Raw genomic sequence first — 24,327 nt, forward strand, 5'->3', positions numbered from 1 at the left:
GCTCTAATTCATGAGCCCAGCCCCCGTCATCATTGCCATCGACGGGCGCTCGGGCGCAGGGAAGACCACCCTCGCCGTCGAACTGGCTGCACGGCTGCGTGCCCACCACAAGGTTTCACTGTTCCACCTCGAGGACATCTACCCGGGCTGGAACGGGCTGCTGGCGGGCATCGACCGCTACGTCGCCACGGTTCTGGAACCCCTGAGCCTTGGCGACGCCGCCACCTGGACTAGCTGGGATTGGGAAAGACATTACGACGGCGACCCCCGGGTCACGCTGCCCGCCGAGATTGTGATCGTTGAGGGCGTGGGCGCGGCGGCCGCCACGGCACGGCCCCTGCTCAGTGCTGTCATCTGGGCGGACTCCGCCGATGAGGTCCGGCGGTCCCGCGCCCTGGCCCGCGACGGAGGAACCTACGAACCCTACTGGGACCAGTGGGCTGCACAGGAAGAGGAGTGGCTGGGCGCCGACGACGTTCCGCAGCACGCAGACGTGCGCGTGCTGAACCGCGCCGACGGGTCTGCCCCATCCGACGTGCTGCAGCTTCTCCCCTACCTGCCCGCGCTGGCTCCGGTGCTGGCCCCCGAACTCTCGGCCCGGCGCGCCCTCAGCCTCCACGCCGAACGCCTGAACGGACGCCCGAACGCCGCCGCCTTGTTCAGTTCCCTCTATGGCGCCTCGGCGAATGCTGTCTGGCTGGATTCTTCCAACGCGGGCGCTTCCGGTGCAGACTTTTCCAGCGGTGTCCCTGGGGGAGAGGGCTCTCCCCGGGAGGAACAGGCCGGCTCTGCGGCCGCTGAGCGCAGCAGCTTCAGCATCATGGCGGACGACGGCGGGCTGTTGGGCCAGTCCGTCACGCACCGTTCCGGCCGCAGCAGGATGCAGGCGGGATGCGCCTCAGCCACGGTGGAAGGCCCATTCTTCCGCTGGCTCAACGCCGTCTGGGGAGACCAGGCCGTCAGCACCCCGGAGGGATACGCTGGCGAATTCACGCTGGGCTGGCTCGGGTGCCTGGGCTACGAACTCAAGCGGGAAACCGGCGGATCCGATCAAACTGTTCCCACCCCGGACGCGGCCCTGATCTTCGCAGCACGGGCGGTGGTCCTGGACCACGCCAACGGCACTGTATGGCTCCTGGCACTGGACGCCCCGGACGCCGATGATTGGCTCCTGAAGGCGCGAACCGCCGTCGAATCGGCCTCCGGCCCGGCAACCCGGGCGGCCGTGGCAGCTCCGGGCGGCGGCAGCAACGGCGTCGTGCTTCCGGCGGCGCCCACCTTCCGCAGCCGCGACACCGCCGCGGGGTACAAAGGGAAAGTCCGGGCCGCGCAGAACGAAATCACCGAAGGAAACACCTACGAGGTCTGCCTGACCACCGCCCTCTCAGCCCGTCTTCCCGCAACCGCGCTTGACCCCTGGCAGGCGTATCTGGCCTTACGGCGCAGAAACCCCGCCCCCTTTGCCAGCTACCTCCGCTTCGGCGGCCTGGCCGTGGCCAGCACTTCGCCGGAGCGTTTCCTCAAGATAGCCTCCGACGGCGGCATGCGCGCCGAGCCCATCAAGGGAACCCGCGGCCGTTCCTCCGATCCGGCCGAGGACGCAGCGTTGCGCGCCGACCTTGAGACGTCCCTGAAGGACCGCGCCGAGAACATCATGATTGTGGACCTGTTGCGGAACGACCTCAGCCACTTCGCGGTCCCGGGCTCCGTGACCGTCAGCAGGCTCTGCGCCATCGAAACCTACGCCACGGTCCATCAGATGGTGAGCACCATCGACGCCACGCTGCAGCGCGGATCGTCACGGGCCGAGGCCGTGGCAGCGTGCTTCCCTGCCGGGTCCATGACCGGGGCGCCGAAAATCAGCACCATGGCGATTTTGGACCGGCTCGAAGGCGAGGGCCGCGGCCTCTATTCGGGCGCCATCGGCTACTTCTCGTTGAATGGGGCCACGGACCTCGCCGTCGCCATCCGGACCCTGGTGATCAACACCGGAGGCGACGGAACCACGGAACTGACCCTCGGCGTCGGCGGCGCCATCACCGCAGACTCCGTGCCCGACGAGGAATACGAGGAAATCCGCACCAAGGCTTACGGAGTCCTCTCAACACTGGGCACGAAGTTCCCCGAAAGCTAGCTACTGGACCGTGGCGGTCAGCCGTGCCACGTTGTCCACGTATCGGGTGGCCAGGGGCCGCTGGACCCAGTCGGCCAGCCGCAGCTCATGTGAGATGTCCCGGTAGGTGTCTTCCACGGCGCGCATCTTGGTGACGATGTCTGCGCCGAGCAGCATCACGGACACTTCAAGGTTGAGCGAGAAGGAGCGCATGTCCATGTTGCTCGAGCCAAGCACCGCAACCTCGTCGTCGATCGTGAAGTGCTTGGCGTGGAGCACGAAGGGGGCCTTGTAGAGGAAGATCCGGACGCCGGCTTCCAGCAGGGCCTCATAGTAGGAGCTCTGGGCGTGGTGGACCAGGAACTGATCGCCCTTCTCCGAGACGAACAACTCCACCTCCACACCCCGCTGGGCGGCAGTGGTGATGGCGTAGAGCAGCGAATCGTCCGGCACGAAGTACGGGCTGCATATGGAAATCCGGTGCTGCGCCGAGTAGATGAGGGTGTTGAACAGCCGCAGGTTGTTTTCGGTGATGAAACCCGGGCCGCTCGGCACCACCTGGGCCGTGACGTTGCCGGGGTGCGGGTTGGACGGGAGCTGCAGCTGGTGTTCCAACGACTCGTCGGTTTCGGTCAGCCAGTCAGTGGCAAAAACGACGTTCAGGGTGGTGACGATGGGCCCGCGCAGGCAGGCCATCAGCTCCACCCATTCGCGGCCGGCCTTCCGGTGGCGGGGGTTGTTGTAGGAGGGCTCGATGAGGTTCTGCGAGCCGGTGAAGGCGATTTCGCCGTCGATCACCATGATCTTGCGGTGGTTGCGCAGATCCGGCCGGCGCCATTGGCCGTGGATGGGCAGGAGCGGAAGCATGCGCTTCCATTGGATCTTGCCGGCCCGCAGCCGCTTGAGCAGCTTGCGGTAGCCCTTCACGCGGAGGGTGCCGATGTGGTCAAACAGCACGCGGACTTCAACCCCGCGCTCGGCGGCTTCCTCCAGCGCGGTCATCAGGTCGTTGGTGATGTGGTCCGTGCTCATGATGTAGAACTCGGCATTGACGAACTTCTTCGCCTTCCGCACGGCCTTGGTCATCTCAAGGATCGAGTCCGGATACCCCTGGAGGAGATCCACCGAGTTGCCGTCCACCATGGGCAATGAGCCCAGCCGCCGGTTCAACTCCGCCGCAGACCGCACCCATTCCGGGCCGGGATAGTCACTCTCGACGTCAGCGAGCGAGGAAATACCGGCCCGCACCCTGTCATTGACCTGTTGCTGCTGCTGCCGCCGGCGGCTGGAGAGCTTGAAGTTGCCGAACAGCAGGAACAGGATGATGCCCAGGAACGGGACGAAGAAAATCCCCAGCAGCCATGCCATGGCGGTCGTGGGGCGCCGGTTGCCCGGGATGATCCCCAAGGCCAGCACCCTGATCACCAGGTCGGCGACTGCCAGCAGCACCACCACCCACGTCGGCGCGGTGCCGGCAAGCGAAAATGGCCACAACACGTGAATAACCCCCGGAGGACAGGCTCCCGGCGGACGGATTCGGCCAGGGCACTCTGCCCAGCCTACTGGGGGCGGCGCACTAAGCTGGACCCATGACCTCTCCAGCCAACGTGGTTCTCGTTTTCCTCGATCCTGCCTTCCCTGACGGCCGGCTTGCTGATGCTTCCCAGCCCCAGCTGCTGGTGACGGACCAGGGCGCCACGCGGGGCGACGGGATTTTCGAGACCATGCTCGCCGTCGACGGTTCCGTCCGAAAGATCCAGGCGCACCTGGACCGCCTTGCCGGTTCAGCAGAGGCGCTGGATTTGGTCATTCCCAGCGAGGACGAGTGGCGCCGCGCCGTTACGGCGGCCGTATCTGAGCACCGGGGCCAGCACCCGCCCACCGCTGCCGGCGACGAACTGGTAGTGAAGCTGGTGGTGACCCGGGGGGTGGAGGGCGCGTCGACGCCCACGTCCTGGGTCCAGGTGTCCCCTGCCAGTGCCGTCGGACGCCGCCAGCGTGAAACCGGCATCGACGTCATCCTGCTGGACCGCGGTTACGACAGCGATGCTGCCGAGCGCGCCCCCTGGCTGCTGCTCGGCGCCAAAACCCTCTCCTACGCCGTCAACATGGCCGCGTTGCGCCATGCCCAGAAACAGGGCGCCGACGACGTCATCTTCATCTCCTCGGACGGGCGCGTCCTGGAGGGCCCCACGTCTACCGTGCTGATGGCACACGTGGAAACGTCCGACGACGGCACGTCCCTTAAGCGCCTTGTCACGCCGCAGCTGGACAGCGGCATCCTCGCGGGCACCTCCCAAGGTGCGCTCTTCGCGGCTGCCAAGGCCGCGGGCTGGGAGTTGGGCTACGGCCCCCTGGAGCCGCAGGACCTGTTGGACGCCGATGCTGTCTGGCTGATTTCAAGTGTGCGGATGCTTGCGCCGGTGAACCGGATCGACGGCAAGGAAGTGGGCACCCCCTCTGTGCAGAAGGAACTGACGGCCGAACTGAACGAGCTCTTCGCCGGTATTAATTAGCAGGAGCATCGTCTTTGGCACCTCCGGCGTTCGGCGGCGTTCGGATCAGGCAGGCGAGCGGAACTCCTTGGTGAGCTGGCTCTCGAGGCCCGTGAGGAGGATGGTCAGGCCCTGGTCCAGCTCTGCTTCGCCGTCATAGTCGGAGAGGTCCGCAGCCAGCGCCCTCAGCCGGGGAAATTCTTTCGGTGGCAGCCTGTGCAGGCCGAGGCGCAGCAGCGCTTCATTTTCCGCCGGATCCACCACGAACTCCTGCAGTTCATTGAGGATGTGACCGTAGAGGAAGCCGTAGTAGGCGCGGTAAACGTGCAAGGCGCCGGCCGGATCAAACCCCGCGCCAATCAGCAGGGCAAGGATTTGTTCAAGTGGACGCAAAGTGCCCAGTGGCCTGAGCCCGAGCGGTGTGGAGAGCGGCCTGGTCACCAGCAGCGGCACCACATTCGGGTGCTCGAGCGCAAGGAGCCGGAGGCTGTGCCCGATGTGCCTGAGCTGTTCTTTCCAGTCCGGGTCCTCGGCCTCGATGGCGAGTTGGTTGAGGACAAGTTCGGAAACTCCGTCAAGCAAGGCCGCCCGGTTTTCCGCGTAACGATAAAGGCTCATTGGATCACGGCCCAGTTCCTGGCCCAGACGGCGCATGGTCAGCGCGTCCAAGCCTTCGGCGTCGACCAGTTCGAGCGCTTTGGCCAGCACCAGTTCGCGGCTGAGCGGAGCTTTCCGGGTGCGGCCTTCACTGCCTGAGGTCTTCGGCGAGGACATTTGGTTTTCCCGTTCCTGGATCCGCAAGCAGGTACTGCCTGAATGTAATTCCAGACGCTTGCTGTATTGGTGGTCTACGGGTAAAGTCTACAGTGTAGATGAGGTGTTAGCGTCACCTTGCGCCATCGATTCGCAAAGAATCGATCACACTCCATAGCCCTGTGCACGGCTGTGAGGTTCCCGCTGCTGTAGCCGAACGGCGGCACCACGCACGTAGCGAAGGGACGCCGTCATGGCACATTCGCAGTTCGACCTTTTTCTCCAAGAAGCCACCCAATCCGACCACGCGGCAGAATCAACCCTCGACGACGACAGGCTTTACGGCCTCTACACCAGCTGGTGCTTCATCAACCAGCAGAAGCCGGGCAAAGAGTCAGTTTTCTGGGCAGCCATGAAGCACCGTTTTCCCGCAGGCCCCAGCGGCCTGCGCATGAAGGGACCGGCAGCTGCCGATTACATCCTGACAAGTTATCCCGGGCTCGTGTAAGAACCGGGACATCAAAGGCGTGGAGCCCTGCCAGGAAGGCAGGGCTCCACGCCTTTCGCGTTGGTTTTCCGAATTGCTTTAGCTTTTCGTATGCGGCAACAGACCAGAGGACCACTCAGGTGGGAATGATGCGGAAGAGGAACCTCGTCCGGACCATCACCCACAGCAGTCCCAGGACCAGCGCGTAGGCAGCCGTGTTGATCCAGATATCACCCTGGCGGAGTGCAGGGATGTTGGAGATCGCTGCAATCAGCATCACATGGAGGATGAAGACGTACAGGGTTGCCCGGCCCAGGGGAATCAGGAACCAGCCCAGGGCGCGTGCCACCGGCTTCCAGTAGGCAGTCAGGAACGCGTAGGCGGCCACCACCAGAACCAGGACATTAAGCAGCCGGCCGGGGGCAAGGTACGTGCGGCCAAAGAAGAGTTCGTACATGCCCCGGTACAGGCTGTCGGGAAGAATGGCGAGCCTGAGGTCCAAGCCGTTGGCCAGGTACGGGTTGCCCCAGGACAGGAATGCGAAGGCGAACGCGGCCGCTGTGCAGACGGCGACGATCCACATGTGGTCCGCAAGCCAGGAAATGATGCGCTGCCGGTGGAACCCAGCCACCATGCCGATGACGAACAGCACCTGCCACACGAGCAGCGGGAATGCGTCCTCAAACTGTGAGGGAAGGACCCGGAACCGCGTCACGGCGCCCGTTGCGTAAACGGCCAGGCTGGCGGCGAGTACCCATATGGCCCTGCCCCGGTTAAGCGCAGCCAGGATCAGCGGGCTGACAAGCAGCAGCACCACGTACAGGCCCATCACATTGAACTGCCACGGGCCGAACTGCAACAGCAGGATGGCCGGAAGGACCTGCGGCGGTACAGGGAACTGGAAAAGCGCGTCCATCCCGGCGTAGAGGTCGTAGGCGCGGCCGGCGCCGTTCTGGCCTGTGCCGCCGGTTCGCTGGTCGACGAAGGTGGTGAGCGCATCAGTCTGGAATATGGGCAGCAGGGACACCAGGAAGACGCTGATGAGCACCACGAGCGCCACCACGTAGAGCTTGCCCGCGCGGCGTGCAGTCAGGTCTACCACGGTCCCGAAGTCCTCGCTGACCTTGGGCCCGTAAACCATGCCCACTACCAGGCCCGAGAAGAGGACAAAGAGCTCGGCCCCGGAGACGAAACCTACCGCCTCCTGGGTAACCAGCTGGAACAGTGAGGTCATCCCCAGGTGGTTCACCACCACAAATACGATGGCCAACCCGCGCAGCAAATCCACCCGGGAATCCCTCATTGAGGGATCCGCGTAGCTCCACGCTGTTGCGGCGTTGACCCGTCGCGGTACCTGCCACAGCGCAATCAGGACGATGACCAGCGCTGCGCCCACCGTCCAGGCAGCTGCCCCCGCGAGGGTATTCGCGGGCATGTACCCACTGCCGGCGCTGACGTCGGTGGCAGGACCTGTGACAACGGGCGAGGCCTCGAGCCGGCCCCGCGCAGCGTCGGCGACCACAGGGTTTCCGGTGAGCAGCCAGTCGATGCTTGCCACACCGGTGTCCCTGGTGCTTGTCCGCTCATCCCAGACCACAGCCGCCGTCTTGGCGAAGTCCGCAGACGTGGCATCATCAATGACCTGGTCCCACCAGCCCACCTTGAGGTCCACATCAGAAGCACCTCCGGAAGCGGGGCTGTAGAACGCGGAGGTCTCCAGCAGGAACGGCTTGTCCTTCCCCGCTGCATATGCCCCATAGAAGTTTTCCCCGCCGGAAACGGTGAGCATCTCCTGGAGTTCGTTCGGCCGGGGCACGCTGTTGACGGGGCCGCCGCCGCCTGTGTCGTCGTGGACGGCGGTCAGGCCCACCCAATCCACGGCGTCGTCCCCTGGATAGTAGGGGGCATACGCCGCATCAAAGGTGTTCCAGGCGCCGTCACCGTTGGTATCGAGCAGGGCGAACCCGTCACTTCCGGGGGCGGGTGCGTTCCGGTTCCGGTCGAACGGGTAATCCTTGCCCAGGTATGGTTCCCACACCATCTCCGTGCGTCCTCCAGTGCCGGCCTCCCGGAAGGCTGCAGTCACCGTCTGGAACGCGGCGCGGTAGGCGTCAGGTTGCTGCCCCCACTCCACCCAACTGGCATTCATGTCGGGGGCAAACCTGATCAGTACTTGGCCCTTGAAATTCACCGTCAGCCGCTCCACCTCCCCGGCGAATGAGGCGGCAGTTTGATCAGTGACCTGGTTTAGCGGCACCGTCGGGTTCACGGTGAGCATCGCGTGGGCTCCCTGCCGGGATGCCTGCTCCAGGAATCCCCGGATGTCATTCTCCTCCGAGCCGCGGAAAGGGATGGCAATGTCATGTCCAAAAAGGGCAGGGGACGCTCCGAGCCGGTCAGCGAAACCGGCGGCGGTGTCCTCGCCCCATTCCAGGACTGCCCCCAGCAGCGGCTTGCCGTCCTCAGGAAAGCTCCTTGCCGCCTGCGCCGAACCGGCGGGCAGTATGACTGCCAGGACGGTAATCATCATTGCGGCTATGAGGGCAGCACCGGTGCGGGCAAAGGATGCGCGGGAGCGGTACCGACCCCAGGGATGAAGCGGGCGGAGCTCCCCTGCCCGGCAGTGAAGCGAGGCAGCTGTTGGCGTGCTGATAGGGACCCCCATAAACTCTCCTCTGACCAGGGGGCGACGCCCCGATAGAACTCTATCCGCCGGAATACCGCCGCATGGGACACCCCCGTTTCCGCACCCAAGGCGGCCCCCGCCGTCGTACGACTCCAAATCTTCCAGGAACCGCCCCCGAATGCTTCAGGCGCCTTGCGGGCGCTTCGGTTACGGAACATGACGACGGCGGCGGTGCGGCCCCGGGCGCCAAGTGTTACGTTTTTGGGGAGTAATGAGTACCGGCGCCAAGCCCTGACTGGCCGGTCGGCAACCCTCCTTCCGCGGCGGGGTGCCTCAGGTGAATACTCGGCATATCGACCGATTCGAGCTGCAAGCGTGAGAGAAGGAGATCCGTCGTGTCTGACGCACCTGCCCCTGAAGAAAAGTTGTCCTACCGCCTCATCAGCGGCCCGGACGACCGTGCATTTTGCGAGCGGATCTCCGCAGCCCTGGCGGAGGGCTATGTGCTGCACGGCAGCCCAGCAGCAACGTTCAACGGCAGCAGCGTCATCGTGGCCCAGGCCGTGATACTGCCGGCAGCAATCGCGTCCGCCGATGCCGCCGTTGCCACCGCCGTGGACAACCTGGAAGCGGCCTCCGAGGACCTCGAATTCGACGGCGAGGGCCACGCATGAGCTACGCAGGAGACCTCACCCCGCAGGAAGCATGGGAAAAGCTTGAACAGGGCGCCATCTTGGTGGACGTGCGCACGGAGGGCGAATGGGCCCACATTGGCATCCCGGACACCAAGGCCACGGAGAACGATCCGCTGTTCATCCAGTGGACCTTTCCCGGGGGCATCCCCAACCCGGATTTCCTCAAGGACCTGAGCCAGCAGGCGCCGGAGGACTCCTCCACTGAACTGATTTTCCTGTGCCGCTCCGGCCAGCGGTCCATCGCTGCCGCCATCGCCGCCACACAGGCCGGTTTCACCTCCTATAACGTCCTGGAGGGCTTTGAAGGTGAGCCGGACCGCTACGGCGAACGCACCGTGAACGGCTGGAAAAACCGCGGCCTGCCCACCAACCTCGGAAAGAACTAAGTGACCTTCAACGAAGACGCAGCGGGCTGGAGCCCTGATACCCAGGCCGTCCGCGGCGGGCTGGACCGCACCAACTTCCAGGAAACCAGCGAGGCCGTGTTCCTGAACTCGGGCTTCGTGTACGAATCCGCTGCCGCCGCCGAGCGGGCCTTCACCGGCGAGGACGAACGGTTCGTCTATTCCCGTTACGGCAACCCCTCCGTTGCCACCTTCCAGGAGCGGCTCCGCCTCCTCGAGGGGACCGAGGCGTGCTTTGCAACGGCGTCCGGCATGTCCGCCGTTTTCACCGCTCTGGGAGCCTTGCTTGCTGCCGGTGACCGCGTGGTTGCCGCCCGCTCCCTGTTCGGCTCCTGCTTTGTGATCCTGAACGAAATCCTGCCGCGGTGGGGCGTAGAGACGGTATTCGTGGATGGCCCTGACCTGGACCAGTGGCGCGATGCCCTGTCCCAGCCAACCACCGCTGTTTTCTTCGAATCGCCGTCCAACCCCATGCAGGAAATTGTGGACATTGCCGCGGTCAGCGAACTGGCGCACGCGGCAGGTGCCACCGTCGTCGTCGACAACGTCTTTGCGACTCCCCTGCTGCAGCGCTGCGGCCAACTGGGCGCCGACGTCATTGTCTACTCCGGCACCAAGCACATCGACGGCCAGGGCCGGGTCCTGGGCGGCGCCATCCTGGGCACCAAGGACTTTATCGAGGGGCCAGTAAAGCAGCTGATGCGCCACACCGGCCCGTCGCTGTCCGCGTTCAACGCCTGGGTCCTCACCAAGGGCCTGGAGACCATGGCGCTGCGCGTCAACCACTCCTCCGCCTCCGCCCTGCGGATCGCCGAGTGGCTGGAGCAGCAGCCTGCCGTGAGCTGGGTGAAGTACCCTCTGCTGAAGTCGCACCCACAGTACGAACTGGCCGCGAAGCAGATGAGTGCCGGCGGAACTGTTCTCACGCTGGAACTTGCCCCCTCCGGCGGCGGTTCCGGCAAGGAGGCCGCGTTTGCGCTGCTCGACGCCTTGCGGATCATCGATATCTCCAACAACCTCGGCGATGCCAAGTCGCTCATCACCCACCCGGCCACCACCACCCACCGGGCGATGGGACCCGAGGGCAGGGCTGCGATCGGCCTGAGCGACGGAGTTGTCCGGCTTTCCGTTGGGCTGGAGGACGTGGACGACCTCATTAGCGACCTGGAACAGGCTCTCAAGCAGATTTAGCTTTTTGCCTACTACACGTCAGGGATGGCGAGGTGGACCTCTACTTCGTCGCCTTCACTGAGGTGCGCTTTGTCCCTGATGTCCTTCTTAACGGGCAGCAGGTATGAGCCGCTCTTCTTGTCCCGGAAGAGCGATGTCTGCCCGGAGTGTCCCTCCACCTCGGCGGAGACTTTGATGGAGCCGAACGCCTTGCTGGCCCCTGCCGTGAGAACGCGAAGTTCGTCCGCAACCTCTGCCGGCAGGGTCACGAAATGCCAGCCAGCCTCCCCGGGATAGAGCGATAGTTCAGCTTTGAAGGAATACGACGCCGTCACGCGCCGAGTATGGCACGCCGCCTTCGGCTGACGCCACAGTCAGTTCTACGGACCCGGACATCGCCCCGGAAAATGTCAGACCCCGGTTGGATGATGTTTGTATGGGACACGGGACGGGCACGGCAGCGGCGATGGAGGGTATTTATGCCTCCGTCGCGGGCCTCGATGCGCTCTTCCTCGAAGATGCCGCCCTGAGTGACGGCGCCACTGCAGGTGCTGGTGTGGATGTGCTGCAGCGCCAGTATGAGATCCGGCTGGAACGGATGTCGGTAGTGTCTCGGTTGGAGGCCCAGCTGGCCGCGGTGAAAGCCCGGGACGCCGCCGAGGCGATCGAAATTCAGCACGCGATGACCCCGCCTGACGCGCCCGTGCACGAACGGACCTACGCCGAGATGTCCGCGGTCGAGGAAATCGCCGGGGTCCTGACCATCAGCGCCGCCGCCGCCGGAGCACTCGTCACCCAATCCCGACAACTCACCGCCCTCCCCCAAGCTTTCGACGCGTTATCCACTGGCGCCATCTCCTGGATGCACGCCAGGATCATCGCCGACGAAACAGACAACCTCGACCCCACCGGCGCAGCCGCCCTGGCCGCCCATATTCTGAACCCGAACCCGGCCCGCGGAGCCGCCGCGGGTGAACTGATACCCTCCCGGTTCCGGTGCCGAGTCCGTAGCTGGCGTGAACGCCACCACCCCGAATCCCTCGAAAAACGCCACACCAAAAGCGCCGCGGACCGGCGGATGGAATGCACCCCGGACCGCGACGGCATGGCCTGGGTCTCGCTCTACCTCCCCGCCGGCCAGGCCTCGGCCATCTGGAACCGCACCACGGCCCTCGCCCGCGGCCTTCAAGGCCCCGACGAACCCCGGACAATGACACAACTCCGGCCCGACATCGCCGCCAGCCTCCTGCTCGGCGCCCCCGCTGCAGCCGGCAGGGCGGGCGCCCCCGCAGAGGACATCCGTGACGGGGATTCTGCAGAAGGGGCCACCTCAAGGCAGGACACCGCGGCAGGAGAAATCCCAACAACCGGGAAAGTCTCGGCACCCAGGGCCGACGTGCTCGTCACCGTCCCGGTCTTCGCACTGCTCGGCCTCACCGACGAACCCGCCACCCTCGACGGGTTTGGCCCGATCCCGGCCTCGATGGCCCGCAAACTCGTCACCGACGGGGCGAGCTCGTTCTACCGGGTACTCGTTGATCCCCGGGACGGGGCACCACTGGAAATCGGCCGCACCAACTACCGCCTCACCACAGCCATGAAAAAAGCCCTGCACCTCAGGGACGGCAAATGCACCTTCCCCGGCTGCAACAACCCATCCCCGGACAACGACACCGACCACCTCACAGCCTGGCAGCACGGCGGAACCACCGGCATCAGCAACCTCGCCCAACTCTGCCCCAAACACCACCGCCTCAAACACAACAGCCGCTGGACACCCGCCCCAGCCACCCAAAACGAGCCACCCGGCTGGACCTCACCCACCGGCCGCCACTACAAAGCCGAACAACCCGACCGGGAACCACCACAATGGCCACCCGGACTCCTGACTGGTGCAACCGACACAGCCGGATTCCTCACGCCTGCGCAGGATCCACCCACAACCGAAGCACCCGGATTAGACTTCCCCAACGTTGACCCGCCCTTTGAAGAACCAGTCGAGGACAACCTGGAAAATCCGTACGACTATGCGCCCGACGATCCCATCTGGGCCGACTTCTACGCCCACCCACCGAAACTGCCCGAAGACCCTTTTCCGGGCTGGCCCCTCTGGCTGAGCGAATCCTTTTGGGTGCCCTGAGGTCTCCCGTTGGGGCTGCCATGGGGCCTGCCGTGAGGACAGCAACTAAGACTGCCTGACCCGCAGCAGTTCGGGAGCGCCATCGACTTTGGAAAGATCCAGTGAGCCCCTCATGGTGACGTCCACAGCGTGCCGGACCACAGCGCCGAAACCGAGGTCGTCAGGTTCTGAAGCTGCCAGGGCCCTGTCCCGGACAATCCGCTGTTCGGCTGCCCCTGTTCCACGCGCAATAATGTCCTCCACCCCTTGCCGGGCCAAGGCAAGTTCGCCTTGCTCCTCAAGCACCGGGGCGAGGTAATCCACCAGGCTGCGCACCACGTCTGCTGCACGTGCCGGCCGGAAAGTCCCAAAGTCGAGCAGTTCCCCGCCAAGTCCAGCACTGCTCGCCTGCCAGGAAGCCATACGCAAGAGGACGGTAGGCACCGGAGCCGGTTCCACGCCGTCGTTCCACTCGCGGCTCGCAGTCTCCACAAGCGCCCGCACCAATACGGCAATAAGCGCCGCATCCTCGCCCCGAAGGCAGACGTCTGCCACCCTGACCTCAACGGTGGGATGGTTCCGCGACAGCCGCGCGTCGAAGTAAAGCATCCCTTCATCGAGCATTACACCGCTATCCAGGAGCCGGGCAACCACCCGCCGGTAAGCGGAGTAGTTCCCGTAGATTCCGGAAGGACCGGCAGTTGGCCACCGGTTCCACGCCTGCGTACGGTAGCTCTCGAAGCCGGTCTGCAAGCCGTTCCAGAAGGGTGAATTGGCACTGAGGGCCGTCAGGACGGCGAGCTTGTCGCGGATCCGGTCCAGCACCGCCACGCCTTCGTCGTGCGACTCGATATAGGTGTGGACGTGGAAGCCGCAGGTCAGTTGCTCCTGGGCGGTGAGGCCGAACCGCTCCAGCATCCTAGCATAACGGGGATCAGGAGTGGTGTGGCTAGACAAACCCAAAGGCGAGGTGGCCAGCGCCGCCACCCGCGCATCGTTTTTCCTGGCAGCCCTGTCCGCCAGCGCCCGCCCGGCCCGGATCTGCTCCAGCAACTCCTGGTAGTCCAGGCACGGCCGCGTCTGCGTCTCAATCTGCTCCAGCTTGAGTTCAGCACTCAGGCCCATCTCATCGTCGTCGAAAACGGTTTTGTCTTCATTTTCCGGAGCATGAGGGTCGGCCGGAGAATCATCGGCCGCCATCCGCCGTCCGGCCAGCAGCGCATCAGCCAGGGCCAACGGTTCACCGCTCTCCGGATCAACGATCAGGAGTTCTTCCTCCACGCCGAATGTACGCATACTCACATTCTGCGACAGGGCAGGGACTTTTGAGGGCCATCGGCACTTCATGACGAAGCGTTAATGGTCAGTCCTGGAAGTACTCCACCTTGGCCCCAATAGTGTTCAGCCGCTCAGCCAGGTCCTCGTAACCGCGCTCGATGACGTAAATGTTCCGCAGCTCGGATACTCCCCTCGCTGCCAGCATGGCCAGCAACAGGCAGGCGGCTGGGCGGAGAGCCGGCGGGCAGCCAACTTCTGCAGCACGCCATTTGGTGGGGCCGTTGACGTAGATTCGGTGGGGGTCCAGCAGTTGCACCTGTGCCCCTAACCGGTTGAGCTCCGTGAGATAGATGGCACGGTTCTCGTACACCCAGTCGTGGATCATGGTTTGCCCGCTCGCGTTTGCGGCGATCACCGCAAAAAACGGCAGGTTATCGATGTTCAGGCCGGGGAACGGCATGGGGTGGATCTTGTCCTCAGGCGCGCTCAGCTCGGACGGTTTGGTGGTTACGTCCACCAGCCGGGTCTGGCCGTTGCGGGCCATGTACTCGCCGGATATCTCCAGCTGCTGGCCCATCTGCTCGAGCGTGGCGAGTTCGATCTCCATGAACTCGATGGGCACGCGGCGGATGGTCACCTCTGAATTGGTGACGATACCCGCGGTGATGAGGCTCATGGCCTCGATGGGGTCCTCGGAAGGGAAGTACTCGATCTCGGCGTTGATCACGGGGCGGCCGGTGATCTTCAACGTGGTGGTGCCCACGCCCTCAATGCTTACTCCGAGCATCTGCAGGTAGAAGCACAGATCCTGAACCATGTAATTGGGGCTGGCATTGCGGATCACGGTGGTTCCCTCGCGGTGCGCCGCTGCCATGATGGCGTTTTCAGTGACAGTATCGCCGCGCTCGGTCAGTACAAAGGACCGGGCGCGGGTATCGGCAGTGGGCGCCTGCACGGTGTAGAAGCCTTGGGTTGCTTCCACACTGAGACCGAACTGGCGCAGCGCCTGCATGTGCGGTTCGACAGTTCGGGTGCCCAGGTCGCAACCGCCGGCGTACGGCAGGCGGTATTCCGCGGACTCATCGAGCAGTGGCCCCAGCAGCATGATGACGCTGCGGGTGCGGCGGGCAGCCTCCACGTCCATGGCGCCAAGGTCCAGGACATCGGGCCTGCGGAGCTGGAGGTCAGTGTCGTTGAGCCACGTGCAATCCACACCGATGCTGGTAAGCACCTCGACAATGCGGTTGACTTCCTCGATGCGGGCAAGACGGCGAAGAACGGTGGTGCCGCGGTTGATGAGGCTGGCGCACAGCAGCGCCACGCCGGCGTTCTTGCTGCTGTTGACGTCCACTGCACCGGACAGGGTCCGCCCGCCCTCCACGCGCAGGTGGGTCATCTGGGGTTTACCCACATTGACGATGCTTCGGCCAAAAATAGTCTCGAGGCGCTGGATCATCTTGAGGCTCAGGTTCTGCTTGCCCTGCTCCATCCGGGCAATGGCACTTTGGCTGGTGCCAAGCTCAGCGGCCAGCTGGCCCTGGGTCCAGCCCTTCTCGCTCCGGGCATCCCGAAGCATAGCGGCAACGTGTTCCGTGGTCTCCTGCGTCATGCACAAAATATATCATAAATGAGTTATCAGCTCGCCATGCTGCCCGAACGCCGGGAAAACGGAGAGCGTTTACCCATTACGTGCGATAGAAGAACCCGTTTTCTCATTATCTTGACCCGCTTCTCTGTTGGGGAGGAAACTGGTCTGAGCTTCTCTTCAAAGACGATGGAGGCCCCCATGCGTCCGTTCCGAGACACCCGGCCCGCAGCCCGACTGGCTGCTTTGCTGCTGGCGGCCCTGCTACTGATACCTGCCTGGCCGGCTTCCGCAGCCCCGTCACCGGGAGAGGGCACGCAGTCCCTGCTTGGCAATGACATCTCCTGGCCGCAGTGCGGCAAGGACCTGCCGACGGGACAGGCATTCGGCATCGTGGGGGTCAACAACGGCCTCGCCAACACCACTAACCCCTGCCTCGCTGAACAGCTGAAGTGGGCTGCAACCTCGTCCGGCGGCACTCCACAACCAAAGGTCTCCCTTTACGTCAACACGGCCAATCCGGGCAGCGCCGGCTCATGGTGGCCCAGCAGTGACGAGTATCCCGTCGGCACCCCCGTCCACAACCCCTACGGCTCCTGCAAGGAAAGGGACTACGGTAAGGCCTGCGCCTACATGTACGGCTACGCCAAGGCCTATGACGACGCTTATATCCGCGGTATCAGCAACCCGTCACAGTACGTGTGGTGGCTGGACGTGGAAACCGGCAACAGCTGGTCCACCTCGGACAAAGTCGCCAACCGAGCTGTCCTGGAAGGCATGACGGACTTGTTCCGGAGCATCAAGGCCGCTGGTGTGGGAATCTATTCAACCGGCTCGCAATGGAGCCAGATCGTCGGACCTGTCGGCAGCTCCAGCAACCTTTACTCCTTGCCAAGCTGGCTGGCAGGGGCGCGCACCCTGACCAGCGCCAAGGGCAACTGCTCCAACCCGCCGCTGACGGCCGGCGGCAAGGTAACGCTCACTCAGTTCGTGTCACGGGGATTCGATTACGACTACTCCTGCCTTTGAGCCGCTTTCTGAAGAGGGTCCCTGGATCTGCTCCCTGCGCTGCTGCATCCGCCCGAAGACTGATGCCAAGACCCGCGGTTTGAGGGGCAGCAATTTAGGAGCGGGTCAGCTCCCCAGCCACACCATGTTCCAGGTCCCTGCCCACACAGCGGCAGCAAAGGCAGCCCCGGCCATCAGCAGGCCGCCGCCCAGCACCCACACATCCAGGCTGCTGTACGTCGACTCCCGCGCCCACGTCCGGGTTCCCCCGCCGAAGCCCCGGGCTTCCATGGTCACCGCGAGCCGTGACGCGCGCCGAATGGCCTGGACCAGGAGGCCGAAGCTCTGGCCCAGCGTCGCCCTCAACCGCTGCAGCGCGCTGCCCCGCGAGCCCACCCCGCGGGCACGGCGGGCCATCCCGATGGTCTGCCACTCTTCAGCCAGCAGCCCCACCAGGCGCATGGCTGCCAAGGTTCCCAGCACGAACCGGTGCGGGAGCCGCGCCTTTTGCGCCAGGGCATCTGCCAGGTCCGTGGGATCGGTGCAGCTCATCAGCAGCACCGCGGGCAGCGCAATCGCCAGCCCGCGCAGCATGAACCCGGCCCCCAGCTCCAGGGAGCCTTCACTCATGGTCCAGAGGCCGACGTCGATCAGCGTCCTTCCGCTGTCCGGCGCCAGGATGGAGGTGCTCCAGCCGCCCACGGCTGCGGCGATGATCAGCGGCCACCCGCGCTGCCACAGCAGCGTCAGGGTAAGTCCGGCCAGGGGAAACAGCAGGAGTTCGGCAGCGAGCGCAACCGAGGCGGACACCCAGTCGATGGACAGCGCCAGCACTGCGGTCACCAGGAAGACGGCGGCGAACTTGCTCAGCGGGTTGGCGCGGGTCAGCAGGGCGTGGTTTCCCCGCAGGTTCAGCTCCTGCCTCATGTCGCCACCGCCGGCGCCGCACCCATCCGCAGCTCGGCTCCGCCCAAGGCTGCCGTGAACTCGGCATCGTGGGTCACTGAGACCACTGCGGTGCCGGCATCGAGGAGCTCTGACAGGAACGAGGCCAGCTCAGCCCAGGTGTTGGCGTCCTGGCCAAACGTGGGCTCGTCCAGCACCAAAACCTGCGGGTGCGCGGCCAGGACCGTGGCCACCGAGAGCCGCCGTTTCTCGCCTCCCGAAAGCGTATACGGGTTGGCGTCAACGAGCTCCGTCAGCCGCAACCGCTCCAGCAGCTCATCGACCCGCTCCGTCCCATGGCCAAGGTGCCGCGGGCCGAACAGGAGTTCGTCGATCACTTTTCCCGTCACGAACTGGTGCTCTGGCTCCTGGAAAACGGTGCCTACGCGCTCAATCAGCTGTTCCGCCTTCCACTGGTAGGGATCGATGCCGGCACCACGGCTGAGGGCCAAGGTGGCGGAGACCTTGCCGGCGACGGGCTCCAGAAGACCGGCAAGGGTCAGGGCAAAAGTCGATTTTCCGGCGCCGTTGGGTCCCGTAATGGCCAGTGCCTGCCCCACCCGGACCTGGGCGGAGATCCCCTGTTGCACTGGTACCGGCGGGAACTTGCGGAAGCCCCTGCGGCGGGCCCGTTCCCGCGAAACCGCCAGTTCCTCGGCGGCAAGCAGGAGACCGCCTGCTCCGGGGGCAGGCTCCGCGGAACGCTGCCGGGTTTGCGGAACATAGCCGGGCACCCACACGCCGGCCGCGATGAGCATGCTCCGCGCCTCGCTAAGCACCTGGTCAGGCGCCCCGTCCAGGAGTACGGCTGAATCGGTGGATGAACCGGGCTGCAGCACCACGATCCGGTCCACCAGGTCTTTCCAGACGGACACGCGGTGTTCCACCACCACCAGGGTTGCCCCGGTCTTGGCCACGCAACGCGCCACCGCGTCCCGCACCTCCATCACGCCCGCGGGGTCCAGGTTGGCGGTCGGCTCGTCCAAGAGGATCAGCCCGGGCCGCATGGCAAGGATGCCGGCGAGCGCCAGGCGCTGTTTCTGCCCGCCGGACAGGGCCGATGTCGGGTGGTCCAGCGGCAGGTGGGACAGGCCGACGTCGTCCAGCGCCTCATGCACGCGGGTCCAGATCTCATCCCTGGGCACAGCGAGGTTCTCGGCGCCGAAGGCGACGTCGTCACCCACCCGGGACAGGACCACCTGCGTCTCCGGGTCCTGCTGCATCAGGCCGGCCCGGCCGCGCTGCTCACGGGGGAAGGCGCCGTCAACCAATAACGAACCGGACTCGTCGGAATCGCCGGCCTCGCCGCCGTCGTCGTTCACATCACCCAAAACACCTGCCAGGGCATGGAGGAGGGTGGACTTGCCCGCCCCGGACGGACCGAGGAGGAGTACCCGTTCGCCCGGTTGGATATCCAGGTCAAGGGCGCGGAGCGCAGGCTTGGCACGTCCGGCATGCCGCCAGCCCCAGCCGCGGGCGCTGATGGCTGCCGGACGCGCCGCAACCGGCGCTCCGTGGTGGGAGGTGGCCGGCATCAGGAGAAAACGGGCTCCGTTGCTGCCTTGCGCGAGGCGAAGGAGCTCAGGACGCCGGTCTTCGCCAGGCCACGCGTGGCGACCCATGACAGTGCGCCGGCGATGATGGCACCCGAGATCCCGGTGAAGATGATGTACGCCAGCTTGTCCCCGCCCGAGTAGGCGATGTTCCAGCCCCACGGCGCGAAGGAGTCGTTCAGTCCGCAGAACAGGCCCGCACCGGCACCGGCCAGCAGGGATACCGGCAGGTTGAACTTCCTGTACACGAAGATGGCGAAAATAATTTCGGCGCCCAAGCCCTGGACAAAACCGGAGAAGAGCACGGATGCGCCGTACTGGGACCCCATCAGCAGTTCACCGGTGGCGGCGACCGTCTCGCAGAACAGGGCGGCGCCCGGCTTGCGGATGATGAGCATGCCCAGCACGGCCGGGATCATCCAGCCGCCGGCGATCAGTCCGGTCAGGGGCGGATAGACGGCGTTCATGGGGGCCGAAACTGCGGCTGCTCCCTGGGACCAGGCCCAGAAGATGACGCCGCCGGCGATGGCGATCAGGGCCGCCACCACGATGTCCACCACGCGCCAGGACTTGCTGCTGGTCTTCTTTACTGCTGTTGTTGCCATGCGATCCTCCTGAGGAACAGGAGGGGAAAGTGGACGCGGCCGGCACTGCTGCGGCGGCCGGACACACTTCGAGAACTCGACTCCCTTGCGCCGGTACTAACCGGATCAGGTTCGAGGGTCTGCGGCTGTCCGCACTCTCAGCGCCCACCTGCGGATCCTGGCGTGGCCAGAACTGCCCGACGGCGGCGCTCCCCTGTCGTTGAATGATTCTGTGGGTAAATAAACAGCCCTGTTGGGCGTGGTCCAGTTTACACCGGAGTAGGGGTAGATTGTGGGCCATGACTGCCAATTCGCCGGATATGACCGAGTACGATCCCGACTCGGATAACACCCAGCCGGAGGGCTCCCTGCAAGTGCTCATCGCGCGGGTTGAGGGCGAAATCCGGGAACTGCAGTTCCCCCGGTTCTCCATGGATGATGCCCTGAACCTGGGGCTGCTGCTGGTGGAGCTGGGCAAAGAGGACCAGCTCCCCATCGCGATAGACATCACCAAGGGTGAACAGGTCCTGTTCCATGTGGCCCTGCCGGGAGCCACCCCGGACAACGAGCACTGGATCCGGGCCAAGCAGCGGACCGCCGCGCGTTACGAGGTGCCGTCCCTGCTGGTGGGACTGCGCGGCCGGCTCCGTGGCGGCAGCATCGAGGACCAGGGCTGGTTCGACCAGAGCTTGTACGCAGCCCACGGCGGCTCCTTTCCGGTGTACGTAGCAGGGGTGGGCGCGGTAGCAACGGTGACCGTTTCGGGGCTTCCGCAGGTCCAGGACCACAATCTGGTGGTGCAGGCCCTGCGGGAAGTCCTTGGCTCCATGGGCGCGGACTGACCCAGCGTTACTGGCACGGTTTCAGGTTGAGGAGGACGCCATGGGCGGTCCTGGGGAGGAAAACCAGGTGCGGGCGGCATTGGACAAGGCCGAGGACGAGATGATTTTCATTGGCCCCGACCACCCCTACTATTCCCTGCTCGCTGAACTTGTGGCCGCCGTCGGGAAGGCCTGGGAGCAGGGGTGTGAGCAAGGCCGCCACGGCGGGAAGCACCCGAACCCTTACCGATGGACCGCCCCGGATGAGTGAGCGCCTGCTGGTTTAAGCTCCACTGCCCGCGCTAACGAAAACAGAGCATGCCCGTGCCGTTCGCCAAAACAGGGTAAGGAAGCCTGCTTAGCTTTTATTAGTAATCATGCTTACTATGTTGTTCCCGGCTTTTGAGGAGAACAGGTATGGCGGTCAGCACCCGCGCCACAGCAGCGAGGACGGGCCTGCAGAAGGCCACCTTTGCCACGGGTGGCATCTTCCTCCTGATGGGCATCCTGGGATTCATCCCCGGTATCACCACGAACTACGGCTCCCTCGGGCTTGCCGGTCCCGGCTCCAAGGCAGAGCTGTTCGGCATCTTCCAGGTGTCGGTGCTGCACAACGCAGTCCATATCCTGTTCGGAGTTGCCGGCCTGGTGATGGCGCGAACCCACCGGCAGGGGCGGAACTACCTCATTTATGGCGGCGTCACTTACCTGTTCCTGTGGCTGTACGGCCTGCTGATCGGTGACGACCTGCCGGCCAACTTCCTTCCCGAAAACAACCCGGACAACTGGCTCCACCTGGCCCTGGGCTTGGCCATGATCGCGCTTGCCGTCCTGCTGTCCCCCAAGATCACCCCCGGCAGCCCGGCCCGGGAACCGGCCCCGCACCTGGACAGCGAGACCTGAACGCCGAACCGAAGCCGCTGTCAAAGACGCAGCACCGCCAGCACCGCCATCCCAGAAGGAGCACCATGAAGATCCCGGAACCTCGAGGCCCGCTCAGCAGTACGCTGTTCAAGGCCCTCGCGAACGCACCTGCCAGCACCGAGGGAGCAGCCGCCGTCGAGGAACTGCACCTGCTGGTTGCGGCCCACGCTGTAGCCTCCGCTGACATCGTCGAGGACGACGACGTCCAGCTGACCCTCTTCTGCCTCTACGAGCTCCACTACTCCGGGCTTGAGGGCGTCAGCGATGACTGGGAATGGGAACCGGGGCTGATCCAGGTCCGCCGCCTGCTTGAAGCGCCCTTCGAAGCAGCACTTCGGGCCGCCGCCGCGTCCGCTGCCGAAGGCATCACCCCGCCCGCCGCGGCGGAGCTCACCAGCGACGCCGTTGCAGACATTCTTTTCGGCCTGGCCGCCACCGACTCCGGGCCCAGCGTCTCCCGCTTCGTGGCCAAAAAGGCGACGCTGGACCAGCTCAAGGAATTCCTGATCCACAAGTCCATCTACCAGCTGAAGGAAGCCGACCCCCATACCTGGGCCATCCCCCGCCTGACGGGAAGGCCCAAGGCCGCGCTTGTGGAAATCCAGGCCGACGAGTACGGCGGCGGACGCCCCGAACGCATGCACAGCGCATTGTTTGCCCGGACCATGCGCGGATTGGGCATGGATGACCGGTACGGCGCGTACGCCGATGCCGTTCCCGCCGTCTCCCTCGCCGCCGTGAACATGATGTCCCTCTTCGGCTTGAACCGGCGGCTCCGCGGAGCCATCACCGGGCACCTGGCGATCTACGAAATGACCTCTTCCCAGCCGAACCGGCTGTATGGCAACGGCTTTCGGCGGCACGGGTTCGATGCTGACGTGACCCACTACTTCGACGAACACGTGGAAGCCGACGCAGTCCACGAGCAGATCGCCGGGCGCGACCTCGCAGGCGGCCTGGTGGAGGCTGAGCCCGGTCTGCTCGCGGACGTCCTGTTCGGGGCAACGGCGGTGATGGCCATCGACGGCCGGCTTTCCGCGCATCTGCTGGCCAGCTGGGAAAACGGAGCAACATCGTTGAGGGCGGCCCTGCCGGCGGCGGCATGAGCACCCCTCCCCCGGGTCCGTCCGCCGAGTACATCCTGCCGTTGCGCTGGACGGCGGAGTCGGCAGCGGATTCGGACCTGCAGGACCTGGCTGCCTACCTCGAGCGGCTTCTTGAATGGATCCCTGTCACTGTGGTGGACGGCTCTGCCCCTGAGTTGTTCGGCCAGCACCGGGCGGCTTTTCCGCCGGGCGTGCGGCACATCCGGCCCGAGCCGGCCGCGGGCCGCGGCAATGGCGGCAGTGGGGGCGCCAATGGCAAGGTGGCAGGCGTGATGACGGGTGTACGCGCCGCTCACGCAGAGCTGCTGGTGATAGCCGACGACGACGTCCGCTACACGCGCGAGTCCCTCGCCGCCGTCGTCCATCACCTCAACTCGGCGGACATTGTGCGGCCGCAGAACTACTTTGACCCGCTGCCCTGGCACGCCTGGTGGGACACCTCGCGGAGCCTGGTGAACCGGGCCTGGTCCGCGGACTTCCCCGGCACCCTGGCCGTCCGCCGGAGCGCGTTGCTGGCCACGGGCGGTTATGATCCAGTGCTTTTCGAGAACCTTGAGCTGATCCGCACCGTCAAAGCGGCCGGTGGCCGCGAGGAGATCGTGCCCGATCTCTTCGTGGCGCGCAGGCCGCCGAAGCTGCGGCACTTCCTCAAGCAGCGCACGCGCCAGGCTTACGACGATTTCGCCCAGCCCCGGCGCCTCGCCTTTGAACTTGCCCTGCTCCCGGCGCTTGCCTGCGCTGCCTGCCTTCCCGCCGGCCGCCGTCGCATGACCGCCCTCGTGGCCCTGGCGGCGGCGCCGATACTCATTGCGGAGGCCGGACGGCGGCGGCACTCCGGGGCCTCGGCCTTTCCCCTGCGAGCCGTATGGTTCGCCCCGCTGTGGACCATGGAGCGGGCCGTATGCATATGGTTGGCCCTCGCGCTCCGGCTGGCCGGCGGCGTGCCATACGCGGGAACCCGGCTCAAAACCGCCGCGCATTCTGAGACCGAACTCCGGCGCCGCCACCAGGGCAAGCTTGCAGCAATGCGGCGCCAGGGCCGGACAGCCACCACCACCAACCCGAACCAGGAGCTGCCATGAACCAGGAACCCGCCGAAAGCTCGATCGTGGTGTGCCCCGACGGCCCCCTGATTGTCCGGGGTGATTTCGAGATCGTCACTCCGTCCGGCAGCCCGGTCCCGCGCCAGCGCCAGACGGTGGCACTGTGCCGCTGCGGCGCGTCGGCCATCAAGCCGTACTGCGACGGGACGCACAAAATGATCAAGTTCCGGACCGAACCGCCTGCCGGCTGACCCCATTCCCGCCCGCGGCTGCTGTCCTTTTGCCGCAGAATGGGCGGTTAGGCTGGGTACAGCCCGTTTTTCCGCCCGCAAGGAGTACTCCGAATGAATCTCTTCATCAAGCTGCTCGGTACCGGTGTGAGCCTCGGCGCCGGCTTTATCGGGACCAAGCTGGTCAACACCGTCTGGGAGAAGTCCACCGGGCGGAAGCCGCCCACCGGCAAGCACGAGGACATCCCCACCAGCCTGCAGTCGGCGCTGACGTTCGCTTTGATCTCGGCCTCCGTCAGCACCATCATCCAGGTCCTGGCCAACCGCGGCACCCAGCGCGCCATCACCCGGTTCGCCAAGAGCCAGGACATCGTCTAACAACAGCCGG

Annotated in this window: 24 protein-coding genes and 2 riboswitches; of the genes, 15 read left to right on the forward strand and 9 right to left on the reverse strand. The window is 65.2% G+C overall.

Annotated elements, in window-relative coordinates; translation table 11 throughout:
- Positions 1-10: 10 nt before the first annotated feature.
- Positions 11-2,134, forward strand: a complete 2,124-nt coding sequence (gene pabB / locus AC5RVY_RS05120; RefSeq protein WP_493953597.1) for an aminodeoxychorismate synthase component I — start codon at positions 11-13, stop codon at positions 2,132-2,134.
- Here the strand turns inward: pabB and cls are convergent, their stop codons facing one another.
- Entirely contained in the window at positions 2,135-3,610 is a 1,476-nt protein-coding gene (cls, locus tag AC5RVY_RS05125) for a cardiolipin synthase (RefSeq protein WP_493953598.1), read from the reverse strand.
- Between the two features lie 92 nt (positions 3,611-3,702).
- Between cls and AC5RVY_RS05130 the strand changes: the two genes are divergently transcribed.
- On the forward strand, positions 3,703-4,629 hold the full coding sequence (locus tag AC5RVY_RS05130; protein WP_493953599.1) for an aminodeoxychorismate lyase: 927 nt from the start codon (positions 3,703-3,705) through the stop codon (positions 4,627-4,629).
- A gap of 45 nt (positions 4,630-4,674) precedes the next feature.
- Here the strand turns inward: AC5RVY_RS05130 and AC5RVY_RS05135 are convergent, their stop codons facing one another.
- Complete coding sequence (locus AC5RVY_RS05135) at positions 4,675-5,382, reverse strand: TetR/AcrR family transcriptional regulator C-terminal domain-containing protein (protein WP_493953600.1); 708 nt, start codon at positions 5,380-5,382, stop codon at positions 4,675-4,677.
- Between the two features lie 232 nt (positions 5,383-5,614).
- Here AC5RVY_RS05135 and AC5RVY_RS05140 point away from each other — a divergent pair, with 232 nt between their 5' ends.
- A complete protein-coding gene (locus tag AC5RVY_RS05140; RefSeq protein WP_493953601.1) occupies positions 5,615-5,869 on the forward strand; it encodes a hypothetical protein in 255 nt (84 codons plus the stop codon).
- A gap of 115 nt (positions 5,870-5,984) precedes the next feature.
- On the opposite strand, the gene opgC is transcribed toward AC5RVY_RS05140, so the two are convergent.
- Positions 5,985-8,378, reverse strand: a complete 2,394-nt coding sequence (opgC, locus tag AC5RVY_RS05145; protein ID WP_493953712.1) for an OpgC domain-containing protein — start codon at positions 8,376-8,378, stop codon at positions 5,985-5,987.
- A gap of 363 nt (positions 8,379-8,741) precedes the next feature.
- Positions 8,742-8,856: riboswitch (SAM riboswitch) on the forward strand.
- A gap of 13 nt (positions 8,857-8,869) precedes the next feature.
- On the opposite strand from opgC, the gene AC5RVY_RS05150 reads away from it, so the two are divergent.
- The 3 genes from AC5RVY_RS05150 to AC5RVY_RS05160 are packed head-to-tail and all read left to right on the forward strand — an operon-like array spanning position 8,870 to position 10,764.
- Complete coding sequence (locus tag AC5RVY_RS05150) at positions 8,870-9,148, forward strand: DUF1737 domain-containing protein (protein WP_493953602.1); 279 nt, start codon at positions 8,870-8,872, stop codon at positions 9,146-9,148.
- Complete coding sequence (locus AC5RVY_RS05155; RefSeq protein ID WP_493953603.1) at positions 9,145-9,555, forward strand: rhodanese-like domain-containing protein; 411 nt, start codon at positions 9,145-9,147, stop codon at positions 9,553-9,555. Before AC5RVY_RS05150 ends, AC5RVY_RS05155 begins: the two co-directional genes overlap by 4 nt.
- Positions 9,556-10,764, forward strand: coding sequence for an O-succinylhomoserine sulfhydrylase (locus tag AC5RVY_RS05160; RefSeq protein WP_493953604.1), 1,209 nt, complete (start codon positions 9,556-9,558; stop codon positions 10,762-10,764).
- 11 nt (positions 10,765-10,775) lie between these two features.
- On the opposite strand, the gene AC5RVY_RS05165 is transcribed toward AC5RVY_RS05160, so the two are convergent.
- Complete coding sequence (locus AC5RVY_RS05165; RefSeq protein WP_493953605.1) at positions 10,776-11,078, reverse strand: DUF1905 domain-containing protein; 303 nt, start codon at positions 11,076-11,078, stop codon at positions 10,776-10,778.
- Positions 11,079-11,179: 101 nt separating this feature from the next.
- Here AC5RVY_RS05165 and AC5RVY_RS05170 point away from each other — a divergent pair, with 101 nt between their 5' ends.
- On the forward strand, positions 11,180-12,883 hold the full coding sequence (locus AC5RVY_RS05170; RefSeq protein ID WP_493953606.1) for an HNH endonuclease signature motif containing protein: 1,704 nt from the start codon (positions 11,180-11,182) through the stop codon (positions 12,881-12,883).
- 45 nt (positions 12,884-12,928) lie between these two features.
- Here the strand turns inward: AC5RVY_RS05170 and AC5RVY_RS05175 are convergent, their stop codons facing one another.
- Both AC5RVY_RS05175 and AC5RVY_RS05180 read right to left on the reverse strand, forming a co-directional pair.
- Positions 12,929-14,158 (reverse strand): glutamate--cysteine ligase 2, encoded by a 1,230-nt coding sequence (locus tag AC5RVY_RS05175; RefSeq protein WP_493953607.1) that lies wholly within the window; start codon positions 14,156-14,158, stop codon positions 12,929-12,931.
- 67 nt (positions 14,159-14,225) lie between these two features.
- Positions 14,226-15,749, reverse strand: a complete 1,524-nt coding sequence (locus AC5RVY_RS05180) for a UDP-N-acetylglucosamine 1-carboxyvinyltransferase (protein WP_493953608.1) — start codon at positions 15,747-15,749, stop codon at positions 14,226-14,228.
- Positions 15,750-15,926: 177 nt separating this feature from the next.
- On the opposite strand from AC5RVY_RS05180, the gene AC5RVY_RS05185 reads away from it, so the two are divergent.
- Positions 15,927-16,754: a glycoside hydrolase family 25 domain-containing protein gene (locus tag AC5RVY_RS05185; protein WP_493953609.1), complete on the forward strand. Its 828-nt coding sequence runs from the start codon at positions 15,927-15,929 to the stop codon at positions 16,752-16,754.
- Positions 16,755-16,859: 105 nt separating this feature from the next.
- Here AC5RVY_RS05185 and AC5RVY_RS05190 read toward each other — a convergent pair whose 3' ends face one another.
- The 3 genes from AC5RVY_RS05190 to AC5RVY_RS05200 are packed head-to-tail and all read right to left on the reverse strand — an operon-like array spanning position 16,860 to position 19,836.
- Complete coding sequence (locus AC5RVY_RS05190; RefSeq protein WP_493953610.1) at positions 16,860-17,660, reverse strand: energy-coupling factor transporter transmembrane component T family protein; 801 nt, start codon at positions 17,658-17,660, stop codon at positions 16,860-16,862.
- Positions 17,657-19,213: an ABC transporter ATP-binding protein gene (locus AC5RVY_RS05195; RefSeq protein ID WP_493953611.1), complete on the reverse strand. Its 1,557-nt coding sequence runs from the start codon at positions 19,211-19,213 to the stop codon at positions 17,657-17,659. Before AC5RVY_RS05195 ends, AC5RVY_RS05190 begins: the two co-directional genes overlap by 4 nt.
- On the reverse strand, positions 19,213-19,836 hold the full coding sequence (locus AC5RVY_RS05200) for an ECF transporter S component (RefSeq protein ID WP_493953612.1): 624 nt from the start codon (positions 19,834-19,836) through the stop codon (positions 19,213-19,215). The genes AC5RVY_RS05195 and AC5RVY_RS05200 overlap by 1 nt, the downstream gene beginning before the upstream one ends.
- A 64-nt stretch (positions 19,837-19,900) precedes the next feature.
- Positions 19,901-20,041, reverse strand: a riboswitch (TPP riboswitch).
- A 73-nt stretch (positions 20,042-20,114) separates the two neighbouring features.
- On the opposite strand from AC5RVY_RS05200, the gene AC5RVY_RS05205 reads away from it, so the two are divergent.
- The 7 genes from AC5RVY_RS05205 to AC5RVY_RS05235 all read left to right on the forward strand — a co-directional run bounded on the left by AC5RVY_RS05205 (position 20,115) and on the right by AC5RVY_RS05235 (position 24,317).
- On the forward strand, positions 20,115-20,657 hold the full coding sequence (locus tag AC5RVY_RS05205) for a heme-degrading domain-containing protein (protein WP_493953613.1): 543 nt from the start codon (positions 20,115-20,117) through the stop codon (positions 20,655-20,657).
- A gap of 40 nt (positions 20,658-20,697) precedes the next feature.
- Positions 20,698-20,907, forward strand: coding sequence for a hypothetical protein (locus AC5RVY_RS05210; protein ID WP_493953614.1), 210 nt, complete (start codon positions 20,698-20,700; stop codon positions 20,905-20,907).
- A gap of 146 nt (positions 20,908-21,053) precedes the next feature.
- Entirely contained in the window at positions 21,054-21,539 is a 486-nt protein-coding gene (locus AC5RVY_RS05215; RefSeq protein WP_493953615.1) for a DUF4383 domain-containing protein, read from the forward strand.
- Between the two features lie 65 nt (positions 21,540-21,604).
- Positions 21,605-22,666, forward strand: coding sequence for an iron-containing redox enzyme family protein (locus AC5RVY_RS05220; protein ID WP_493953616.1), 1,062 nt, complete (start codon positions 21,605-21,607; stop codon positions 22,664-22,666).
- Positions 22,663-23,748 (forward strand): glycosyltransferase family 2 protein, encoded by a 1,086-nt coding sequence (locus AC5RVY_RS05225; RefSeq protein ID WP_493953617.1) that lies wholly within the window; start codon positions 22,663-22,665, stop codon positions 23,746-23,748. The genes AC5RVY_RS05220 and AC5RVY_RS05225 overlap by 4 nt, the downstream gene beginning before the upstream one ends.
- Positions 23,745-23,960 (forward strand): CDGSH iron-sulfur domain-containing protein, encoded by a 216-nt coding sequence (locus tag AC5RVY_RS05230; RefSeq protein WP_493953618.1) that lies wholly within the window; start codon positions 23,745-23,747, stop codon positions 23,958-23,960. Before AC5RVY_RS05225 ends, AC5RVY_RS05230 begins: the two co-directional genes overlap by 4 nt.
- 93 nt (positions 23,961-24,053) lie before the next feature.
- Positions 24,054-24,317, forward strand: a complete 264-nt coding sequence (locus tag AC5RVY_RS05235) for a DUF4235 domain-containing protein (protein WP_493953619.1) — start codon at positions 24,054-24,056, stop codon at positions 24,315-24,317.
- Positions 24,318-24,327 lie beyond the last annotated feature (10 nt).

The sequence above is a fragment of the Arthrobacter sp. Ha26 genome, assembly GCF_059091705.1.